The sequence below is a fragment of the Ideonella sp. genome (assembly GCF_044358605.1).
Lineage (GTDB): Bacteria > Pseudomonadota > Gammaproteobacteria > Burkholderiales > Burkholderiaceae_C > Ideonella.
Genome location: NZ_JBIKNQ010000034.1, coordinates 17074 through 36726, shown reverse-complemented (window position 1 = coordinate 36726; position 19653 = coordinate 17074). Strand labels below are relative to the sequence as shown.

Here is a 19653-nt window from a genome sequence, read left to right as displayed (position 1 = left end):
ATGATCATTGAAGCTAAAATGTCAATTATGAGATACAAAAGCATCGCCCCATTTGTTTGTACAGCGTAGTGCGGCTGATGCCCAGTTGGCGCGCCGCCTCAGACAGGTTGCCACCGCAGTCTTGCACCACTTGTTGCACTGTGTTGCGAGCTTGCTCACGCAGGCCGCCTTGCGGCAGGGCCGTGCTGGCAGGGCCTGTGGCGCCGGGGCGCAATTCATCCAACAGGTCTTCGGGCAGGTGGCTCCAGCTCAGCTCGGCCTCGTCGTCGCCCAGCAGGGCGCAGGCGGTTTGCAGGGCGTTGTGCAACTGGCGCAGGTTGCCCGGCCAGCGGTAGGCGGCCAGGGCGGCGTTGACATTCGGGGCTAAGCCCAGCGGCCGCTGTGGGCACAGGCGGCTCAGCATCAGGGCCACCAGGGCGTCAAAGTCTTGCCGCTCGCGCAAGGCGGGCAGGTTGAGGGTGAGGCCGTTGAGGCGGTAGTACAGGTCTTCTCTGAAGCGCCCAGCCTGCATCTCGGCGCGTAGTTGGCGGTGCGTGGCACACACCAGGCGGAAGCTCACCGCCACCGGCTGACCGCCGCCCAGCGGGGTGACCTGGCGCTCTTGCAGCACGCGCAGCAGCCGGGCTTGCATGGCCAAGGGCATGTCGCCGATCTCATCTAAAAACAAAGTGCCGCCATGCGCTTCGCGGATGCGGCCGGGCGCGCCCTCTCGGCTGGCGCCGGTGAAGGCGCCGCTTTTGTAGCCAAACAACTCGGCCTCGATCAAGCTCTCTGGGATGGCCGCGCAGTTGACGGCCACCAGCGGCCCGCTGTGGGTGCGCGCGCTGGCATGCAGGGCGCGCACAAACACCTCTTTGCCCACGCCCGATTCACCCTGCAACAAGATGGCAATGGGCTTGTCGATGACGCGGCGTGCGCGCTCAATGGCCGCCTGAAGCGTGGCGTCGCCGGTGCCCAGCGCGACCAGCGCATCTTGTGGCGTGGGTGGCTGATGGGTGGCAGGCAGGGGCGCGGGGTCCGCCACCGCACGCTGGGCGTTGACGCACACGCTGCGCAGAGCCTCGGCGCGCACCCACAAGACTTTGCCCTCGGCGCTCAGCACGCGGCGCGGCGCCATGCCGTCTTGCCGCGCCCAGGCCCACAGCGTGGCCAGCGGTGTTTGCAAGGCGCGCTCGATGGCGCTGCTGTGCAGGGCTGTCCAGGGCAGGCCCAGCAGCAGCAGGGCTTGGCGGTTGGCGCCCACCAGGCGGCCGCTGTCGTCCAGGGCCACCAGGCCCTCGGCCACGGTGGCAATGCCTTCGGCCTGGGCATGCAGGCGCAGCTTGAGATGGCCCGCGTGTTGGTGCTCAAACAGGCGGTGTTCGATCATGTTGGCGGCCGTGCGCACCAGCCCCAGGGTGTGGCGGTGGTAGCTGCGGTGGTCGCCCGAGATGTCCAAGGCCCCAACAGTGCGGCCCGCCGGGTCAAAGATGGGGGCGGCTGTGCAGGTCAAAAAGCCATTGCGGGCCAAGAAGTGTTCGCCGCCATGGACCACGGTGGGCGCGCCATCGGCCAGGGCGGTGCCAATCGCGTTGGTGCCGCGCCATTGCTCGTGCCAGTTCGCACCGGGGCGCAGGGCCACACGCTGGGCGCGGTCTAAAAAGGGCGCGTCGCCCAAGGCCTGCAGCAGCATGCCTTGGGCGTCGGCCAGGATCACCATGCTGTCGGTGTCTCGGGTTTGCTCGGCCAAAAACTCCATCACGGGGCGCGCATGAGCCACCAGGGCTTGGTGTTGCTCCAGGGCGCGGGCCAGTTGCGGGGCCGAGGCATGCGGCGCGCCGGGCGGGCGGCCCGCAGGCACCAGGCCGTGGCTCAGGCTGCGCTGCCAGCTTTGGTTCACGCGCTCGTTGATCAGGCCGGTCTGCACCAAGCCTTGGTCTTGCAGTTGTTGGCGCGCCAGCTTCAGGGCCGGCCCTGGGGTGGGGCTGCCGCTGTGCGGGGTGGTGAGTGTCATGGTGGTCTCGCCCTGAGGTGATGTTGATATGCGGACTTGCGCAAAACAGGCATGGCGTCGTTGCTTCGGCTTGCCGTACTGGGTGTACTGTCTGCGCCTTCGCGCCTAGCCCTGCCTGCTTTGCGTAAGTCCTAGATATGTATATGGGTGCATAGGGGTCTACCTGGGGAGTGCCAACAGTGGCACGGCCAGGCTGGTGCGTTTGAGCGCGCTGTACAGGGGTTGCTGTTCAGCTTCTGAACAGCTGCACGACGCGCCGCACCCTGGGCTGAACAGATTGCAAGTCCTGGGCCACGGTTTGCGCGCCAGCAGCCCGCTGCCTGCACAAAACGGGTTGGCACGAGGGGTGCAATTGGTTTGGCGTGCTCAAGCAGAAGGACTGCTCAGAGCCCTGGCCTTTAGCCTTTAGAACTGGAGAGAGACATGACCGTTTACGCACAGCCCAACACCCCCGGCGCCAAAGTCGCCTACAAGCCCCGCTATGACAACTTCATCGGCGGCAAGTTCGTGGCCCCCCTGGGTGGCGAGTACTTTGACGTGATCACGCCCATCAGCGGCAAGGTCTACACCCAGGCCGCTCGCTCGCACGAGGCCGACATCGAGCTGGCGCTGGACGCCGCTCATGCCGCTGCACCGGCTTGGGGCCGCACGCCCATCACCGAGCGCGCCAACCTGCTGTTGAAGATCGCTGACCGCCTGGAGCAGAACCTCGAAGTGCTGGCCTATGCCGAGACCGTGGACAACGGCAAGCCCATGCGCGAGACGCTGAATGCGGACATCCCGCTGACCATCGACCACTTCCGCTACTTTGCCGGCTGCCTGCGTGCACAAGAAGGCGCTTTGAGCGAGATCGACGGCAACACCATTGCCTATCACTTCCAAGAGCCTCTGGGCGTGGTCGGCCAGATCATCCCCTGGAACTTCCCCATCTTGATGGCCGCCTGGAAGCTGGCCCCCGCCATCGGCGCGGGCAACTGCGTGGTCTTGAAGCCGGCCGAGTCCACCCCCATCAGCATTTTGGTGATGGCCGAGCTGATTGCCGACCTGCTGCCCCCAGGCGTGCTGAACATCGTCAACGGTTATGGCCGTGAAGCCGGCATGCCGCTGGCCACCTCCAAGCGCATTGCCAAGATCGCCTTCACCGGCTCCACAGCCACCGGCAAGGTCATTGCGCAAGCCGCTGCGGGCAACTTGATCCCGGCCACGCTGGAGCTGGGCGGCAAGAGCCCCAACATCTTCTTTGACGACATCGCCGCCCAAGACGATGCCTTCCTTGACAAGGCCATCGAAGGCCTGGTGCTGTTCGCCTTCAACCAAGGCGAGGTCTGCACCTGCCCCAGCCGCGCGCTGATCCAAGAGTCGGTATACGACAAGTTCATGGCCCGCGCGCTGGACCGCGTCAAGGCCATCAAGCAAGGCAACCCGCTGGACACCGACACCATGATGGGTGCACAAGCCTCGGCCATGCAGATGGACAAAATCATGTCCTACCTGGCGCTGGGCAAGCAAGAAGGCGCGCAAGTGCTGATCGGCGGCGACCAAGCCAAGCTGAGTGGCGACCTGGCCGGTGGCTATTACATCCAGCCCACGCTGTTCAAGGGCAACAACAGCATGCGCATCTTCCGCGAAGAAATCTTCGGCCCGGTGCTGGCCGTGACCACCTTCAAGACGGAAGAAGAAGCGCTGCAAATCGCCAACGACACGCCTTACGGCCTGGGTGCTGGTGTGTGGAGCCGTGATGGCAGCCGTGCCTACCGCATGGGCCGCGCCATTCAGGCCGGCCGTGTGTGGACCAACTGCTACCACGCCTACCCGGCGCACGCGGCCTTCGGTGGCTACAAAGAGTCGGGCATCGGCCGCGAAACCCACAAGCAGATGTTGGACCACTACCAGCAGACCAAGAACCTGCTGGTCAGCTACTCGCCCAACGCGCTGGGCTTCTTCTAAGCGTTCGTGATCGGGTCGGCTCAGGGAGGGAAGTCCTTGGGCGGTCTCTTGCGGGGGCAGCTTTCGGGCTGCTCCCTTTTTGCTTTGGAGAATCCTTGTGAGCAACGTTCCCCGCGTGGTGGCCACCGAAGCCGCTCGTGCCCTGCTGGCCCGCTTGCGCGCCAAGCACGGCGAGATCCTGATCTACCAGTCCCATGGCTGTTGTGACGGCTCCACCCCCATGGCCTTCAAGCCCACCGAGCTGAATCTGGGCAAAGACGACCTGCGCTACGGTGAGATCGACGGCACGCCCCTGTGGATGGGCCGCACCCAGGTGGACTACACCCTGGGCACTCAACTGATTCTGGACGTGGGCCAAGGCAGCCTGGGGACATTCTCTTTGGAGGACGGCGAGGGCCAGCACTTCAAGACCACGAGCCGAGCCTGGACGGACGAGGAATATGCGTGGTTGGAGCAGCATCCTCTCGCTTGAGTGCTTGAAAAGGGCGGGGTAAGCGGGGCTGTTTTCAGATGACTGGGTGCAGCCCGGCCTGGGCACACTGGGCCGAGACCTACTTCTCAGCAAAGGCCCGTCCATGCCTGCCCCGCTTCTTGCCCGCACCGTGCCGCTGTCGGCCGAGATCCCCGGTCCTCGCATGGGCTTGTGGCGCGCGCTCAAACACTCGCGCCAAATGCGCCGGGACTATTTGGGCACGCGGGATGAACTGCACCTGCGCTTTGGCGACATCTCCAAAATGGGTTTGATCGTCGAAACCGTGGTCGATGTGTTCAACCCTGAGCTGGCTCGCGAGCTGCTGGTGGACCATGCCGCTCAGATCACGCGTTGGGAGCGCGGGCCTGCCGTCTTTGCCCAATTGATGGGCCAGAGCGTGCTGGTGACCGAAGGTCAGACCTGGCAACGCCAGCGCCGCATGTTGCAACCGGCCTTCACCCCCAAGCGCGTGGCCGGGTACGCCCGCTTGATGACGGACGCCGCTCGCAGTGCACTGGACGAGGTGCTGCCGAAGGGCCAAGCGCGTGCCAGCGTCAACATTGACGAGCTGTGGACCACGGTGGCCATGGACGTGATCATGCGCACCTTGTTCTCCAGCCGTGCGCCCGATGACGCCCGCGCCGCAGGCCATGCCGTGCAAATACTGGGGGCGGCAGCGATGCAAGAGATGATGCGGCCGTTTGCGCTGCCAAGCTGGCTGCCTCTGCCGGGCAAGCGCAGCAAAGTACAGGCGCTGGAAATGATGCGCGAACTGGTGGGCCGCCACATTGATGAGCGGCGTCGCGCCCCTGCCGATGACCCGCGCCAAGACCTGCTGGCCATGCTGCTGGCACTGCGCGACGAGCACAGCGGCGAGCCGCTGAGCCCGGTGGAGGTCTTCGACCAATGCATGGTGACCTTTCAGGCCGGGCATGAAACCACCGCAAGCGCCTTGCTGTGGTGGAGCCGTTTGATGGCCGAGCACCCGGGCTTGGCACAACGCGCACAAGACGAGGTGGACAGCGTGCTGCAAGGCCGCGAGCCCGAAGCCGAAGACATGGCGCGCCTGCCTTGGCTCACTGCCACGCTCAAAGAAGCCATGCGCCTCTACCCACCCGTGGGCGCCTTGATGCTGCGCCGCGCCACCGAGGACTTCAGCCTGGGCGGCCACCACATTGAAAAGGGCTGGGTGCTGCGCGTCACGCCCTGGGTGCTGCAGCGTGATGCGCGCAACTTTCCCGACCCGCTGCGCTTCATGCCTCAGCGCTTTTTGCCTGAGGCCCCACCCGTGCCGCGCGGCGCCTGGATGCCGTTTGGCGCGGGGCCTCGCGTGTGCATCGGCCAGCACTTTGCGATGTTGGAGATGACACTGCTGGCTGCCATGCTGCTGCAGCGCTTCAACCTCTCTTTACCGGCCGACGCCCGCGCCTGCGTGCCCAAGCTCAACGTCACCTTGCGGCCTGAAGGCGCGGTGCCGGTGATGCTGACGCGCCGGGTGAACCAAGCTCGGAACCAGGCTCAGGCCCTGAGGCTCAGAGAGGCCTTGGCAGCGCTAGAGACGGCGAGTTAGGCCTTAGGGAAGCTCTGCACATATCAGGCCGGTCCGGGCTAGCGCGGGCTCGCCCCGATTTATGCAGAGCTTCCTTAGATCACGCTCGGATCAGTGCCACTGCGAGAAATAGGCGACACCAAATCTGTCGCAGAGCGCAAATAGCCGCTTGTCCAGCGTCCACAGCGACGCCCTAGGCGTGAGCAAGGTGGAGGCCAGTAGGGCCATGTCGACCAAGCCGCAACCCAGGCCATAGATCTCTTCTCTTTCCACGAAGGCCATCACCTCCAGCAGGCTGGCTTGCTGCACGTGGGGAAGGTTTGACAGATCGCGCAGCGTTTGCCCCCGAGGTGAAGGCGGCGTGCCGCAAGCCAACTCGGCCAACACCATAGGGTGGCAACAAGCCAAGTCATTGAGCAGAAGCTGCGTCAGCTCTTCATTCCTGCTCCGAAAGTGATCCACCCAAACGGAAGTGTCGATCAGCACGATGCCACTCATGGCAGGAACCTTGGGGCGGAGGGCCCTGGCACGGGTGCTTGGAGATGATGCAAGATCCTCATACCGCTGAAGAGACATCCCGCCGTCTAGGAACATCGGGCATCTCGTGCATCGTGCCACCGAGGGCGGCTAGCCTCTTGGCAGCCTGCACACGCACAAAAGTCTTGATCGCCTCTCTGAACAAATCGGCCTTGTCCATACCGGGCTCGGCGACCTCCAATGCGCGCTCATACAGATCATCATCAATGGTGACAGTGGTTCGCATGGGTGCTCCGGCATCAAAGTTGATGACAATTTACATCAAATTGGATTCAATGTGTATGGTCGGAGCATCTAGGTGCTGGCCACGCCTGGCGATGCAAGAACCACTGGAAGGCCCTGCAAGGCCCAGCCCGCCTGCGCCAAGCGCTCGGCCAAATGCCGCGCCGTTGCCACCGCCTCAGGCCCATCACCATGCACGCAAATGCTATGGATGGGGGTGGGCAAGCGCTGGTCGTTCAGGCTGACCAAGGCTTGTTCAGTGAGCATGCGCTCGACATGGGCCCAGCTGGCTTGGGCGCCGTGCACCATGGCCTGGGGGTGGCTGCGCGGCACCAGTTGGCCGTCGTCTTGGTAGGCGCGGTCGGCAAAGACCTCCAACGCCACGGGCAGGCCGGCGCGCTCGCCCGCACGGGCCAGGGCCGAGTGTGCGGGGGCCAGCAAGATAAGCTCGCGGTCCAGTGCACGGACGGCGCGGGCCACGGTGTCGGCCAGGGTGTCGTCGGCCGAAGCCATATTGCTCAGCGCACCATGCGGCTTGACGTGGGTGACGCGTCCACCTTCGGCGGCGGCCAAAGCCTGCAGCGCGCCGATCTGGTAAATCAGCAGGGCTTCCAGCTCGCGGGCCGGGATGTCCATGCGGCGGCGGCCAAAGCCTTGCAGGTCGGGGAAGGCGGGGTGGGCGCCCAGGCTCACACCTTGAGCCAGTGCGCGCTGCACGGTTTGACGCATCACCCACGGGTCGCCCGCATGAAAGCCGCAGGCGATGTTGGCGCTCTTGACGATGGCGAGCAGGGACTCATCGGCGCCCATGGTCCAGGCGCCAAAGCTTTCGCCCAGGTCGGCATTGAGGTTGATAGAGGTGCTCATGTCAGTCTTTAAAAATGACGCCGCTGATCAAGTTCTGGGTATAGAGCGCCTGCTCGTCCAGCCCCCCCAGCGGCGGGCAGGGCAGCAGGCTGGCCGCCCAGGCGGCTTCCTGGGCCTGTAGCGTGCTTAGGGCTTGCAACGCGGCTTCGCGGCTCACGGCCTCAAAGCGCAGCCCCCGGCCCGGCCAAGCTTGGGCCAAACGGTGCAGGTCGGCCCGGATCACGGTGGCGATTTTGGGGTAGCCGCCCACGGTTTGCCCATCAGGCCCCAACACAATGGGCAGGCCGTTGGCGGGCACCTGGATGGCGCCTGGGGCCACGCCGTCTGAGGCGATGTCGGCATGGGCGGGGGTGAGGTGCTTCAGCGCCGGGCCGCTGAGGCGCCAGCCCATGCGGTCTTGCTCGGCCGTGGCCTGCCAAGTGGTGCTCAGAAACTGGGCTAGTGCAGGCTCGCTGAAGTGGTCGTCCTGCGGGCCCCACAGCACGCGCAAGGGCGCGTCGGGCAAGGCCCATGGGGCGGGGGCCAGCCAGTCTTGCGCATGCGGGTCGGCGGCTTGCGCGGGCAGGGCATCGCCAGCGCGCAGCATGCGGCCTTGCAGCCCACCCAGGGCGGCGCGGGCATAGGTGGCGCGGCTGCACAAGACGGCAGGCACTTGCAGGCCACCGGCCACAGCCAGCACTGCACAGCCGCCCATCTGCGGCTGCTGCAGGGCGCTGATCTTGAGCACATCGCCCTCGGCCAGCGTGGCGCTGCGCCAAGGGGGCAGGGGCCAGCGGCGGCCATCGGCGTGGTGCACGCTGGCGCTGATAGCCCCGGCCAAGGCCACGCGCACGGGGCCTTGCTCGATGCGAAGGTGCAAGCCGGGGCCACGCAACTCCAGCGCTGCCGCATCGGGCGTGTTGCCCACCAAGGCGTTGGCGGCATGGGCCAGCGGTGCATCCAACCAGCCTGCGCTGGGAATGCCCTGGTGGCGCTGGCCTTGGCGGCCCGCGTCTTGCACGGTGCAGCCGGCGCCACCGCTGAGTACACGCAAGATCGCCGTCATGCGGAGGCGGCTTCCACGGTGGAGATCAGAAAGTCTTGGCGCTGCCACGCCCCGGTCTGGACGCGCTGCTCCAAGGCGGCAAAGGCGTCCAGGCTGATCAGCTGCCACTGCACTTCATCACCGGCTTGCAGCCAGGCGGCTTGCTGGGGGTGGCTTAACTCAAACATCGGTAGCGGGCAGCGGCCCAAGAGGTGCCAGCCGCCGGGGCTCTCCCAGGGGTAGATGCAGGCCATCTCACCGGCCACGGCCACCGAGCGCGCGGGCACGGCTTTGCGCGGGGTGGCGCGGCGCGGCAGGGCCAGCGCGGCGGGCAAACCCGTCATGTAGGGAAAGCCGGGCATGAAGCCGATCATGGCAACGCGCAGGCGTGCTTGGCTGAACTGCGCCACCACGGCCTCTGGGCTCATGCCCTTGGCTGCCGCCAGCTCCGCCGAGTCAGGGCTGACGCTTTCGTCGCAGCACAGGGGCAGGCGCCAGCGGCGGCCGCTCTGGGGCCGTGGCTGTGTGTGCTGAGCCCAGGCCAGCAATTGCTGGCCGAGCTGATCACCGGGGCTGCGAAGGGGGTCAAAGTGCACCGTCAAGGAGCGGAAGCTGACCACGATGTCGGTGACGCCGTGCTGCTGCGCCAAGTGGGCGTGATGGCTCTCAAGCTCATGGGCCAAGGCCATGACTTGGTGGTGGGCCAAGGCGCTGGCCTGAGGGCTGATCTCTAGGGTCCAAGCCGCTTCACCCAGCGCCAACAAACGCGGGCCGTCTGGCACTGCGGGGTTCATGGCTCAGCCCTGCATCTGCTGCGGCAGCCAGGTGATGAGACCCGGCATGAAGTAGATCAGCAGCACCGCCAGGATCATCAGCAAGAACATGGGAAAGGCTTGCCGCGCCAACCATGCAATGTTGCGGCCCGTCATGCCTTGCAGCACAAAGAGGTTGAAGCCCACGGGTGGTGTGATCTGCGCCATCTCGACCACCAGCACCACGAAGATGCCGAACCAGATCAAGTCCAGACCGGCCGCCTCGACGGTGGGCAGCAACACGCCCATGGTCAGCACCACGATGGAGATGCCGTCCAAGAAGCAGCCCAGCACGATGAAGAACACCATCAAAGCCATCACGAGGGCCAGGGGCGACAGGCCCAGCGTGCCTATCCATTCGGCCAGGTGGCGCGGCAGGCCGATATAGCCCATGGCCAGGGTCAGAAAGGCGGCCCCTGCCAAGATCAGCGCGATCATGCAATAGAGCCGCGCTGCGCCATGCAGGCTGTCTTGAAAGGTTTTCCAGCTCAGCGCGCCCTGGGTGGCTGCCACCACCAGCGCCCCGACCACGCCCAGCGCAGCGGCCTCGGTGGCGGTGGCAATGCCGGTGTAGATGGAGCCCAGCACGGCGATGATGAGGGACACCACCGGGATCAGATGCTTGGAGGCGCGGAGCTTGTCCAGCAGGCTGGTTGCCGGGCCGGCTGGAGGGATTTGCTCAGGGTGCAGCAAGGCCCACACTACGGTGTAGCCCATGAACAGCCCGGCCAGCAGCAGGCCAGGGATGACCCCCGCAATGAACAGCTTGGCAATCGACACATTGGCCGAGACGCCATAGACGATCATGATGATGGAGGGCGGGATCAATAGGCCCAGCGTGCCAGCCCCGGCCAAGGTGCCGATGGCGATGCCGTCGGGGTAGCCCCGGCGCTTGAGTTCGGGCAGGGTCATCTTGCCGATGGTGGCGCAGGTGGCCGCCGACGAGCCCGACACCGCCGCAAAGATGGTGCAGCCAATGATGTTGGTGTGCAGCAGGCGGCCCGGCAGCTTCTCCAGCCAGGGGGCCAAGCCTTTGAACATGTCTTCCGACAGGCGCGTTCTGAACAGGATCTCACCCATCCAGATGAACAGCGGCAGGGCGGTCAGCGTCCAAGACGAGGCTGAGCCCCACATGGTGATGGCCATGCTGTCACCCACGGGCCGGTTGGTGAACAACTCCATCGCGATCCAGGCCACGCCAGTCAGGGAGAGGCCGATCCAGACGCCTGCGCCGAGGATCAAGAACAGCGCTGCAATCAGCAGCAGGGTGATGCCCAAGTCCATGGCTTACTCCGTGCGGGCGAGCTCGCCCGATGCGTTGTGCAATGTCTCGCCTTGCAGCAGGCGGATCAGGTCGGTCAAGAAGGCCAGGGCGAACAAGATGCAGCCCAACGCCATGCCCATTTGCGGTATCCACAAGGGCGTGGCGTCCAGGCCGGTGGAGATGTCCATGAAGCTGTGGGACTGCAGCACCAGGCGCACCGAGAACACCGCCAGCGCACAGGCCATCAGCAGGGCCAACAGATGGCAGAGCACGTCCATGGCGTGCTGTGCTTTGGGCTGCAGGTGGCTGAACAGCAGCGTGACGCGAATGTGCTCGCCGCGCTTCAAGGTGGGGGCCAGCGCCAAAAAGGCCGTGCCGGCGGTGAAGTAACCGGCATAGGCGTCTGCGCCCGTGATGCTGATGCTGGGCCAGAGGCGCCCGGTGATGCTGAACAACACCATGATCAGCGTGCACAGCAGGCTGAGCCCCGCCAATTGAGCGGCGACTTGGAAGAGATGATGAGCCCAACGCTGCATGAGGAGTCCTTGGTGAAAGAGAACAGGGAGGCGGGCGGTGCCGGCCTCCCGCACACGCGCTCTTATTTGCGGTAAGCGTCCAGGATGGCCTGGCCGTCAGCGCCGGCCTGCTTGGCCCATTCGGCAATGATGGTCTCGCCCAGCTTGCGCAGCTCGGCCTTGAGCTGGGGTGAGCCTGCGTCCACCGTCATGCCGTTCTTCTTCAACTGGTCGATGTACCACGCCGTCTTTTCTTGGCTGACCTTCCAGCCACGGGCCTCGGCCTCAGCGGCCGCCTTGAGCACGGCCTCTTGGCTGGGCTTGTCCAGCGCATCAAAAGACTTTTGCGAAACGATGACCAGGTTCTTGGGCAGCCAAGCGGCCACGTCGTAGAAGTACTTCACCTGCTCCCAGACCTTGCTGTCGTAGCCTGTGGCGCCAGAGGTCATGAAGGTGTTGACCGTGCCGGTGGCCAGCGCCTGGGTCAGCTCGGCGGCTTGCACGGTCACGGGCTGCGCGCCCACCAATTGCGCAATGCGGCTGGTGTTGGGGTTATAGGCCCGCCACTTGGCGCCCTTCAGGTCCGCCACCGAGTTCAAGGGCTTGGTGCTGAAGATGCCCTGAGCGGGCCAAGGCACGGCGTACAACACCTTCAGGCCTTGCTTGGCCAGATTGGCCTCGGTCACCGGGCGCGAGGCTTGCCACAGCTTTTGTGCGTCGGTGTAGCTGGTGGCCAAGAAGGGGATGGAGTCGACACCGTAGACGGGGTTCTCATTCGAGTAGCCGGAGATGATGATCTCCCCGATCTGAGCCTGGCCGCCTTGCAGCGCACGCTTGATCTCATTGGCCTTGAACAGCGAGCCGCTGTCGTGCACGGTGATCTTCAGCTTGCCCGCCGTGCTCTTCTCCACGTCTTTGCTGAACTGAACAATGTTCTCGGTGTGGAAGTTGGCCGCTGGGTAACCCGTGGGCATGTCCCACTTCTGTTGCGCCGCAGCGGGCAGGGCCATGGCCAGCGTCAGCACCACGGTGCTGGTCAACGCGAGACGACGATGAAGCATGAAGGTCTCCTGTTTCGGGTTGGGGGAGCGCAGCGAGGCGGTGCTGATCGACACATCAAAGGCACATCGTCCTCAAAACGTTTATAAATTATCAACGTTTTGTCATCATGGGCGTCGCGTGTTTACCCGTAGCGCTACCATCGCGGCTTACACCTTGCCCGGAGTTGTTCTTCATGCCCGCTGCCAAACCCCGCTCGTCGCCTCCTGCTGCTCCGCCCAAGAAGGGGCAGGCCACCGCGGTGGCCACTGCGGCGGCAGACGAGGAGGCCGGTGGCGGCGGGGGCGGCTTGCGCATCGTCACCTCTGCACATTTGGTGTCCGCCAAGTCGCCCGAGTTGTCGGAGTTTGAGTTCGGCTTGATCATTGCCGCGCATGCCTTCAACCGCTGGCTGACCCGCTGCATGAGTGCGGCCGGGGTGAAGGACATGGCGCCGGTGGATGTGCTGGTCTTGCACCACACCAACCACCGCGGCTCTGAGAAGCGCCTGGCGGACATCTGCTTTGTACTGAACATTGAAGACACCCACGTGGTGTCTTACGCGCTCAAAAAGCTGATGGCCGCAGGGCTGGTGAGCAGTACCAAGCGTGGCAAGGAAGTTTTTTTCTCGACCACGCCCAAGGGCTTGGCCCTGTGCGCCGACTACCGCACCGTGCGGGAGTCCTGCTTGATGCCTGGGTTCTCAGGCACCGCCGAAGAGAACGAGCGCATTGGCGACGCGGCTCGCCTGCTGCGCACGCTTTCTGGCCGATACGACCAGGCCGCGCGCGCTGCGACCTCTTTTTGAGTCTGTGGGTGCGGGCTCAGAGAGGGCCGCGCACCGCCTCACATCATGCCGCAGCCAGCGCCTGCGTCAGGTCGGCCTTCAGGTCGTCAATGTGCTCGATGCCCACGCACAGGCGCACCGTGTCCACCGTCACACCCGCTTTGGCCAACTCTTCGGGCGAGAGCTGGCGGTGGGTGGTGGAAGCGGGGTGGGTGGCCAGGGACTTGTTGTCGCCAATGTTGACCAGGCGGGTGAAGAGCTGCAGTGCGTCCAAGAAACGCTCGCCGCCTTCGCGGCCGCCTTGTACGCCAAAGGTCAGCAGGCCCGAGGCGCGGCCGCCCATTTGCTTTTGCACCAGGCCGTGGTCGGCATGGTCGGGCAGGCCCGAGTAGTTGACCCATTTCACCTTGGGGTGGGCCTTCAGGAACTGGGCCACAGCCAAGGTGTTGTCGCAGATGCGGTCCATGCGCAGGGCCAGGGTCTCCAGGCCTTGCAGGATCAAGAAGGCATTAAAGGGAGAGATGGCTGCGCCCATATTCCGCAGCGGCACCACGCGGGCGCGGCCGATGTAGGCGGCCGGGCCTAAGGCCTCGGTGTAGACCACGCCGTGGTAGCTGACGTCGGGCTCATTCAAGCGCTTGAAGCGGGCCTTGTGCTGGGCCCAGGGGAACTTGCCGCTGTCGACAATGATGCCGCCGATGCTGGTGCCGTGGCCGCCGATGTACTTGGTCAGCGAATGCACCACGATGTCGGCGCCGTGCTCGATGGGGCGGCACAGATAGGGGCTGGGCACGGTGTTGTCCACGATCAGCGGCACGCCGTGTCGATGGGCAATGGCGGCCAGCGCGGCGATGTCGGTGATGTTGCCCAGGGGGTTGCCCAAGGATTCGCAGTAAATGGCCTTGGTCTTGTCGTCGATCAGGGCTTCGAAGCTGGCCGGGTTGGCGGCGTCGGCAAAGCGGGTCTGGATGCCGTATTGCGGCAGCGTGTGGGCAAACAGGTTGTAAGTGCCGCCATAGAGCGCGCTGCTGGAGACAATGTTGTCACCAGCTTCGGCAATGGTCTGAATGGCGTAGGTGATGGCGGCTTGGCCCGAGGCCAGGGCCAGCGCGGCCAAGCCGCCTTCGAGTGCGGCGACCCGCTCTTCCAACACCGACTGCGTCGGGTTCATGATGCGGGTGTAGATATTGCCCGCCACCTTCAGGTCGAACAGGTCGGCGCCGTGCTGCGCGCTGTCGAAGGAGTAGGCCACCGTCTGGTAGAGCGGCACGGCCACGGCCTTGGTGGTCGGGTCACCGGCCCAGCCGGCATGCACAGATTTGGTCTCAAAGCGCCAGGCGCTGCTGTCTCGGGTCATCTTGAACTCCTCGTCATGGGGAGTTCAGAGTCTAGACGCAGAGGCTTGTCCAAGTCCGGGCAAGGCTTGGACGGTTTGCTCAGAAGCTTATGCGCTGGCTTGCCCGGCCGTGAACTGGTCCCAGGCGGCCAGGGCATTGGCGGCATACATCAGCGCGGGGCCGCCGCCCATATAGGTGGCCACACCCAGGGTCTCTTCCAACTCGGCCTTGGTGGCGCCCTGGCGCACCAGGGCTTTGACGTGAAAGCCAATGCAGCCGTCGCAGCGCTGGGTGACGCCAATCGCCAGGGCGATCAGCTCTTTGGTCTTCTCGTCCAAGGCCCCAGGGGTCAGCGCCGCCTTGCCCAAGTCACCAAAGGCCTTCATCACGGCCGGGGTGTCGGTGCGCAGGGGCTTGAGGTGGGCCGAGATGTCGGCCGTCAGCTGGGCGTAGTCAGGGGTTTGTGCGCTCATGGGGTGTTCCATAGAAAGTGAGTGTCTCTGACGGTTCACTTTATAAGTGAATACGAATGCATGGCCTGCGCTGCATCAAACCTCAGCCTTCTTGCGCTTGAAGAGCTTCAGCAGTGGGCCGCCCAAGAAGGCCAGGCCAATCAGGGCGACCTTCCAGAACTTGGCCAAGAACAAGCCCAGCGTGGCCAACAGGCCCAGCTTCTTGGCTGCACCACCCACCACCAAGGCCGCTAGGCCGTATTCAGCCACCTTGTCGGTGCTGGGGTTGAAGTCGGCATAGCGCTTGCCATCATCAAAGTTCAGCGCGGCCAGCATGGTTTGGGCGGCGGGCTTGTGGGCCTCCAGCGACTTCAAATCCGTCACCAAGTTCATGGTGAAGTAGCCCTCGCGGCCCAGCACATAGGTGTTGTAGTTCACGCCTTGCTCGGCGGTGGCCGGTGCGCCCTTTTCACGGGAGGACATGGCCCAGGCCAGGCGGTGGGTGGCCACGTCGTACTGCGGGGTTTGGGCCCAGCCCAAAATCTCCATGGCGGGCACGCCCATCTTGGCGCGCTCTTCATTGGCTGCTTCCGTGCCTTCTTTGTAGCTCTTGAGCAGGTCGTCGGCGTTCCATTCTTTAGCGTCGTCGTCCTTGATGTAGCCCGAGTCCTCAAAGCGCACGGTCATGAACCATTGATCGTCGCCCTTGGGAAAAATCAGGCCTTGCAGACGCGGGTCTGAGCCCGGGTTGCCCATGGCATTGAGCACTTTTTGCGCATGAGGCTGGGGCACAAAGGTGTGGCCCTCAGGCAGTTTCAACTGGGCTTGGTTGGCCAGGGCGATGGCGGCAGGGCCGCTTTGCGAGGCTTTATCGGCGTCAGCAAAGACGCGTTTTTGCTCGTCTGGGCTCATGCCTTGGGCTTGTGCGCCAGCAGCGCAGACCCACCAGATTGTGGCCATCAGCCACTGCAGTGTTTTGTTCACGTGGAATCCTCCCTTTGTGGCCGGGGATTCTCGCAGAGCAGGGCGATATGGAGACAAAGCGCACACCTGCCAGCCGCTCACACCCCTTTAGCCTGTACTTTGGGGGACGATAGCCCCCGTTGGCCCGTCTCGTTTGGCCGGTACCCCCTATCCCTTTGACCTTGCCCTGTTCCATGACCGCCGCTGTGCCCCCGCACCATGCTTGACCGGACCTTTGATCACTTGAAGCGTTGGTCTGGGCTGCGCATTTTTCTGGCGATCCTGCTGTTCTCGACACTGGGATCGCTGGTGCTGGTGTCGGGGATGAGTTGGTTCTTCTTTGGCGAATGGCGGCTGGATTACGCCATCACGGGTTTGGTCACAGCCTCAGTCGTGTCGGTGATCGTGGCCCTGGTGGTGTCGCGCTTGGTGCTCATGCTGCAGCGGGCAGAGGCCCAGGCCCGCCACGCCAATGCCTCTAAGAGCAGCTTTCTGGCGCACATGTCCCACGAGATACGCACACCGCTGAATGCCATTACCGGCATGGCCCACTTGATTCGGCGCAGCAGTGTCAACCCCGAGCAGAATCAACGCTTGGACAAGCTGGAAGCGGCAGGCCGACACCTGCTTGGTATTGTCGAAGCCGTGCTGGACCACTCCAAGATTGAGGCCGGTGAGTTCCAACTCGATGAAGCCGAGGTGCGCATCGAGAGCTTGGTGGGCAATGTGCTGTCCATGGTGCATGAGCGGGCTCAGGCCAAGCGCTTGACCCTGCGCACCGAGTTACCTGCTTTGCCCGAGCGCTTGCGCGGCGACCCCATGCGCTTGCAACAGGCCTTGCTCAACTACGTGGCCAACGCCGTCAAGTTCACCGAGGCGGGTGAGGTGGTGTTGCGGGTTGTCGTGCTGTCTGAAAGCCAGGACAGCATCCATTTGCGATTCGAGGTGCAAGACCAAGGCATGGGCATCGATGCGGCCACATTGGCCGAGCTGTTCCAGCCCTTCAAGCAGGCCGATACGGCCATTACCCGGCAGTTTGGGGGTACGGGGCTTGGCCTGACCATCACCCGCCGCATTGCCCAGATGATGGGCGGTGATGCAGGGGCCAGCAGTGTGCCGGGCCAGGGCAGCACGTTTTGGTTCACCGCGTGTTTGCTCAAAGGCCCGGTGCAGAGTGCACCCCCGGTGGCGCCGCGCCCTGAACCCGCTGAAGTGACCTTGCAGCGCAATCATGCAGGCCAGCGCGTGCTGGTGGTGGAGGACGAGCCCGTCAACCGCGAGATCACCGCCTTCATCCTAGAAGGCGCAGGCTTGGTGGTGGAGATGGCCGAAGACGGCTTCGCGGGCCTGCGCATGCTGGAGGCGGCCTCGTTTGACATCGTGCTGATGGACGTTCAGATGCCCCATCTTGATGGCCTGGAAGCGACCCGCCGCTTGCGCCAACGCCCAGGGCTGGCCGCTCTGCCCGTTGTCGCCCTGACCGCCAATGCCTTTGCCGAAGACCGCGCCGCCTGCTTGGTCGCCGGCATGAACGACTTCATCTCCAAGCCGGTGAACCCTGAGGCCTTGCTCTGTACGGTGCTACGTTGGCTACCAGTGCCACAGCGCCCCCCTCACTGAGGCCGCCAGCGCCCCAGCCGCAGCGCATTGCCAATCACAAACACACTGGACAGCGCCATCGCCGCTCCGGCGAACATGGGGTGCAGCACGCCCAGGGCGGCGAGCGGAATGCCCACCACGTTGTAGGCAAAGGCCCAGAACAGGTTCTGGCGGATCTTGGCGCTGGTGCGCTGGGCAATGTCCAGGGCGTCGGCCACGCGGGCGGGGTGGCTTTGCATCAGGGTGATGCCCGCCGCTTGCATGGCCACGTCGGTGCCGCTGCCCATGGCAATGCCAATGTCGGCGGCGGCCAGGGCCGGGGCGTCGTTGATGCCGTCGCCCACCATGGCCACCGCACCGCCCAAGCGTTGGCGCAGTTCCGCAACGGCCTGGGCTTTGTCTTGGGGCAGCACCTGGGCGCGCACGTCGCTCATGCCCAGGGTCTGGGCCACGGCATTCGCCGCGCCTGCGTTGTCGCCCGACAGCAGTAGGGTGTGCAGGCCCATGGCGTGCAGGCGGGTGATGGCCTGGGCGGCATCGGCCTTGAGCGTGTCGCCAAAGCTGATCAGGCCCAGCAGTTCGGGCGCCCCGCCCGCGCGTTCACGAGCCAGCCACGAGACCGTGCGGCCTTGGGTCTGCTCGGCTTGCGCGGTGTCTTGGCCCGCCTGCAGGTCGACGCCCAGTGTGTGCATCCAGCGCTCGCTGCCCAGCAGCACACGGGCACCGGCGATGAGGCCGCTGACACCCAATCCTGCATGGGCTTGGGCTTGCTGCGCAGCGGCGGGCGGGAGGGGGCAGGCGCCATCGGCGGGTGGCGTTTGTGCGCTGGCGCAAGCCTGGGTGACCGCCTTGGCCAGCGGGTGCAGGCTGTGGGCTTGCAGCGCGGCGGCCAGGGCCAGCACTTGCTCACGCGCCAGGCCAAAACCTTCAGCATGCATGACCTGAGGGCGGCCTTCGGTGAGGGTGCCGGTTTTGTCAAAGGCCACGGCTTTCACCTGATGGGCGCGCTCCAGGGTCTCAGCATCGCGGATCAAGATGCCATGCTTGGCCGCAGCCCCCATGCCCACCATCAAGGCCGCCGGCGTGGCCAGGCCCAGCGCGCAAGGGCAGGCGATCACCAACACAGCCACGGCATGCATCAGGCCGGTGGCCCAGGGGGTGTCGCTGTGGCCCATCAGGCCCCAGGCTAACAAGGTGATGAGGGACAGGCCCACCACCACCGGCACGAACACGGCGGCGACTTGGTCTACCAAATGCTGAATGGGCGCTTTGCGCGACTGCGCGCTTTCCACCAGCCGCACGATGCGAGCCAGCGTGCTTTCTGCCCCAATCGCGGTGGTGCGCAGCAGCAGCGCGCCTTCGCCGTTGATGGCCCCGCCCACCACCGTGTCCCCCGGGTGGCGGGCTTGGGGCAGGCTCTCGCCGGTGATCAGGGCTTCATCCACCTGGCTGGCCCCTTCCACCACCACACCGTCCACGGCTACGCGCTCGCCGGGCCGCACCACCACCAGGTCGTCTACGCGCACCTGCTCTAGCGGCACTTCACGTTCGTCGCCTTCGGGTGTGCGGACGCGGGCGGTGACGGGGCGCAGGTCTTGCAGCGCCCGCAGCGCATCGGTGGTGCGGCGCTTGGCCACGCCCTCCAGCCACTTGCCCAGCCACACCAGGGTGATGACCATGGCGCTGGCCTCAAAGGCCAGGGCATGCGGGCCTTCGCCGCGCGCCCACTGCACCAAGCTCAGGCCATAGGCGGCCGAGGTGCCCAAGGCCACCAGCACGTCCATATTGGCGCTGCCATGTTTGAGCGCACTCCAAGCGCCCTTGTAGAAGCGCGCCCCCAGCAGCACCTGCACAGGGGTGGCCAGCGCAAACTGCACCCAGGCCGGCAGCATCCAATGCGCGCCCCACAACATGCCCACCATGGGCAGGGTCAGCGGCAGAGACAGCGCCAGGCCTAGCCACAGCAGGGCCGGAGCCACTGGGGCCTCAGAGGGCAGGGCTGCATCATCGGCCAACAGGCTGGCGGGGTAGCCCGCATCGGCCAGTGCGGCCAGCAAGCTGGGCATCACGGCCGCGGGCTTGTGGCCTTTGGCCAGTTCCACCGTCATCTGCTCGGTGGTCAAGTTCACCTGGGCCACCGCCACACCAGCCACCTTGAGCGCAGCCTTCTCCACCCGGCCCACACAGGCGGCGCAACTCATCTCGGTGATGTGGAGCTTCAAAGGGGCGGGCATGGGGGCTTTCGGTGCGGCAAGAGGTGAAATTGTCCTCCTCG

At 65.0% G+C, this 19653-nt stretch carries 18 protein-coding genes; 5 read left to right on the top strand and 13 right to left on the bottom strand.

Annotation, left to right across the window (positions count from 1 at the left end):
- Positions 1–25: 25 nt before the first annotated feature.
- Positions 26–1993 carry a sigma-54-dependent Fis family transcriptional regulator gene (locus ACIQ3Q_RS13170; protein WP_396269554.1) on the bottom strand — a complete coding sequence of 656 codons (1968 nt, stop codon included), beginning with the start codon at positions 1991–1993 and terminating at the stop codon, positions 26–28.
- Between the two features lie 423 nt (positions 1994–2416).
- Here ACIQ3Q_RS13170 and ACIQ3Q_RS13165 point away from each other — a divergent pair, with 423 nt between their 5' ends.
- From ACIQ3Q_RS13165 to ACIQ3Q_RS13155, 3 genes are all read left to right on the top strand, one after another.
- Complete coding sequence (locus tag ACIQ3Q_RS13165) at positions 2417–3940, top strand: aldehyde dehydrogenase family protein (protein WP_396269553.1); 1524 nt, start codon at positions 2417–2419, stop codon at positions 3938–3940.
- Between the two features lie 97 nt (positions 3941–4037).
- Complete coding sequence (locus ACIQ3Q_RS13160) at positions 4038–4412, top strand: DUF779 domain-containing protein (protein ID WP_396269552.1); 375 nt, start codon at positions 4038–4040, stop codon at positions 4410–4412.
- A gap of 103 nt (positions 4413–4515) precedes the next feature.
- Entirely contained in the window at positions 4516–5982 is a 1467-nt protein-coding gene (locus tag ACIQ3Q_RS13155; RefSeq protein WP_396269551.1) for a cytochrome P450, read from the top strand.
- Positions 5983–6072: 90 nt separating this feature from the next.
- Here the strand turns inward: ACIQ3Q_RS13155 and ACIQ3Q_RS13150 are convergent, their stop codons facing one another.
- The 8 genes from ACIQ3Q_RS13150 to ACIQ3Q_RS13115 all read right to left on the bottom strand — a co-directional run bounded on the left by ACIQ3Q_RS13150 (position 6073) and on the right by ACIQ3Q_RS13115 (position 12263).
- A complete protein-coding gene (locus tag ACIQ3Q_RS13150; RefSeq protein WP_396269550.1) occupies positions 6073–6459 on the bottom strand; it encodes a type II toxin-antitoxin system VapC family toxin in 387 nt (128 codons plus the stop codon).
- A gap of 58 nt (positions 6460–6517) precedes the next feature.
- The gene (locus ACIQ3Q_RS13145) at positions 6518–6724 is read right to left on the bottom strand and encodes a type II toxin-antitoxin system VapB family antitoxin (RefSeq protein WP_396269549.1); all 207 of its coding nucleotides are present in this window, start codon (positions 6722–6724) and stop codon (positions 6518–6520) included.
- Between the two features lie 68 nt (positions 6725–6792).
- Positions 6793–7587 carry a LamB/YcsF family protein gene (locus ACIQ3Q_RS13140; RefSeq protein ID WP_396269548.1) on the bottom strand — a complete coding sequence of 265 codons (795 nt, stop codon included), beginning with the start codon at positions 7585–7587 and terminating at the stop codon, positions 6793–6795.
- Position 7588: 1 nt separating this feature from the next.
- Positions 7589–8632, bottom strand: a complete 1044-nt coding sequence (locus ACIQ3Q_RS13135) for a biotin-dependent carboxyltransferase family protein (RefSeq protein WP_396269546.1) — start codon at positions 8630–8632, stop codon at positions 7589–7591.
- Positions 8629–9405, bottom strand: a complete 777-nt coding sequence (locus tag ACIQ3Q_RS13130; protein WP_396269545.1) for an allophanate hydrolase subunit 1 — start codon at positions 9403–9405, stop codon at positions 8629–8631. Before ACIQ3Q_RS13130 ends, ACIQ3Q_RS13135 begins: the two co-directional genes overlap by 4 nt.
- A gap of 3 nt (positions 9406–9408) precedes the next feature.
- On the bottom strand, positions 9409–10707 hold the full coding sequence (locus ACIQ3Q_RS13125) for a TRAP transporter large permease (RefSeq protein WP_396269543.1): 1299 nt from the start codon (positions 10705–10707) through the stop codon (positions 9409–9411).
- Positions 10708–10710: 3 nt separating this feature from the next.
- Positions 10711–11223, bottom strand: coding sequence for a TRAP transporter small permease (locus tag ACIQ3Q_RS13120; protein ID WP_396269542.1), 513 nt, complete (start codon positions 11221–11223; stop codon positions 10711–10713).
- A 62-nt stretch (positions 11224–11285) separates the two neighbouring features.
- Positions 11286–12263 carry a TRAP transporter substrate-binding protein gene (locus ACIQ3Q_RS13115; protein ID WP_396269541.1) on the bottom strand — a complete coding sequence of 326 codons (978 nt, stop codon included), beginning with the start codon at positions 12261–12263 and terminating at the stop codon, positions 11286–11288.
- A gap of 173 nt (positions 12264–12436) precedes the next feature.
- On the opposite strand from ACIQ3Q_RS13115, the gene ACIQ3Q_RS13110 reads away from it, so the two are divergent.
- Positions 12437–13048 (top strand): winged helix DNA-binding protein, encoded by a 612-nt coding sequence (locus ACIQ3Q_RS13110; RefSeq protein ID WP_396269540.1) that lies wholly within the window; start codon positions 12437–12439, stop codon positions 13046–13048.
- Between the two features lie 43 nt (positions 13049–13091).
- Here the strand turns inward: ACIQ3Q_RS13110 and ACIQ3Q_RS13105 are convergent, their stop codons facing one another.
- The 3 genes from ACIQ3Q_RS13105 to ACIQ3Q_RS13095 all read right to left on the bottom strand — a co-directional run bounded on the left by ACIQ3Q_RS13105 (position 13092) and on the right by ACIQ3Q_RS13095 (position 15800).
- Entirely contained in the window at positions 13092–14384 is a 1293-nt protein-coding gene (locus ACIQ3Q_RS13105) for an O-acetylhomoserine aminocarboxypropyltransferase/cysteine synthase family protein (RefSeq protein ID WP_396269539.1), read from the bottom strand.
- Positions 14385–14471: 87 nt separating this feature from the next.
- Complete coding sequence (locus tag ACIQ3Q_RS13100; RefSeq protein ID WP_396269538.1) at positions 14472–14837, bottom strand: carboxymuconolactone decarboxylase family protein; 366 nt, start codon at positions 14835–14837, stop codon at positions 14472–14474.
- 75 nt (positions 14838–14912) lie between these two features.
- The gene (locus tag ACIQ3Q_RS13095; protein ID WP_396269537.1) at positions 14913–15800 is read right to left on the bottom strand and encodes a DUF2167 domain-containing protein; all 888 of its coding nucleotides are present in this window, start codon (positions 15798–15800) and stop codon (positions 14913–14915) included.
- Between the two features lie 198 nt (positions 15801–15998).
- Here ACIQ3Q_RS13095 and ACIQ3Q_RS13090 point away from each other — a divergent pair, with 198 nt between their 5' ends.
- Positions 15999–17399: a response regulator gene (locus ACIQ3Q_RS13090; RefSeq protein WP_396269536.1), complete on the top strand. Its 1401-nt coding sequence runs from the start codon at positions 15999–16001 to the stop codon at positions 17397–17399.
- On the opposite strand, the gene ACIQ3Q_RS13085 is transcribed toward ACIQ3Q_RS13090, so the two are convergent.
- Positions 17393–19612 (bottom strand): heavy metal translocating P-type ATPase, encoded by a 2220-nt coding sequence (locus ACIQ3Q_RS13085; protein ID WP_396269535.1) that lies wholly within the window; start codon positions 19610–19612, stop codon positions 17393–17395. The genes ACIQ3Q_RS13090 and ACIQ3Q_RS13085 overlap by 7 nt on opposite strands.
- Between the last annotated feature and the right edge of the window lie 41 nt (positions 19613–19653).

What these genes read in the sequence shown, in the direction of transcription:
- ACIQ3Q_RS13090 (WP_396269536.1), top strand. Translation starts at nt 15,999, where the DNA reads ATGCTTGACCGGACCTTTGATCACTTGAAGCGTTGGTCTGGGCTGCGC.
- ACIQ3Q_RS13120 (WP_396269542.1), bottom strand. Translation starts at nt 11,223, where the DNA reads ATGCAGCGTTGGGCTCATCATCTCTTCCAAGTCGCCGCTCAATTGGCG.
- ACIQ3Q_RS13100 (WP_396269538.1), bottom strand. Translation starts at nt 14,837, where the DNA reads ATGAGCGCACAAACCCCTGACTACGCCCAGCTGACGGCCGACATCTCG.
- ACIQ3Q_RS13170 (WP_396269554.1), bottom strand. Translation starts at nt 1,993, where the DNA reads ATGACACTCACCACCCCGCACAGCGGCAGCCCCACCCCAGGGCCGGCC.
- ACIQ3Q_RS13145 (WP_396269549.1), bottom strand. Translation starts at nt 6,724, where the DNA reads ATGCGAACCACTGTCACCATTGATGATGATCTGTATGAGCGCGCATTG.
- ACIQ3Q_RS13115 (WP_396269541.1), bottom strand. Translation starts at nt 12,263, where the DNA reads ATGCTTCATCGTCGTCTCGCGTTGACCAGCACCGTGGTGCTGACGCTG.
- ACIQ3Q_RS13150 (WP_396269550.1), bottom strand. Translation starts at nt 6,459, where the DNA reads ATGAGTGGCATCGTGCTGATCGACACTTCCGTTTGGGTGGATCACTTT.
- ACIQ3Q_RS13085 (WP_396269535.1), bottom strand. Translation starts at nt 19,612, where the DNA reads ATGCCCGCCCCTTTGAAGCTCCACATCACCGAGATGAGTTGCGCCGCC.
- ACIQ3Q_RS13110 (WP_396269540.1), top strand. Translation starts at nt 12,437, where the DNA reads ATGCCCGCTGCCAAACCCCGCTCGTCGCCTCCTGCTGCTCCGCCCAAG.
- ACIQ3Q_RS13155 (WP_396269551.1), top strand. Translation starts at nt 4,516, where the DNA reads ATGCCTGCCCCGCTTCTTGCCCGCACCGTGCCGCTGTCGGCCGAGATC.
- ACIQ3Q_RS13140 (WP_396269548.1), bottom strand. Translation starts at nt 7,587, where the DNA reads ATGAGCACCTCTATCAACCTCAATGCCGACCTGGGCGAAAGCTTTGGC.
- ACIQ3Q_RS13105 (WP_396269539.1), bottom strand. Translation starts at nt 14,384, where the DNA reads ATGACCCGAGACAGCAGCGCCTGGCGCTTTGAGACCAAATCTGTGCAT.
- ACIQ3Q_RS13125 (WP_396269543.1), bottom strand. Translation starts at nt 10,707, where the DNA reads ATGGACTTGGGCATCACCCTGCTGCTGATTGCAGCGCTGTTCTTGATC.
- ACIQ3Q_RS13135 (WP_396269546.1), bottom strand. Translation starts at nt 8,632, where the DNA reads ATGACGGCGATCTTGCGTGTACTCAGCGGTGGCGCCGGCTGCACCGTG.
- ACIQ3Q_RS13130 (WP_396269545.1), bottom strand. Translation starts at nt 9,405, where the DNA reads ATGAACCCCGCAGTGCCAGACGGCCCGCGTTTGTTGGCGCTGGGTGAA.
- ACIQ3Q_RS13165 (WP_396269553.1), top strand. Translation starts at nt 2,417, where the DNA reads ATGACCGTTTACGCACAGCCCAACACCCCCGGCGCCAAAGTCGCCTAC.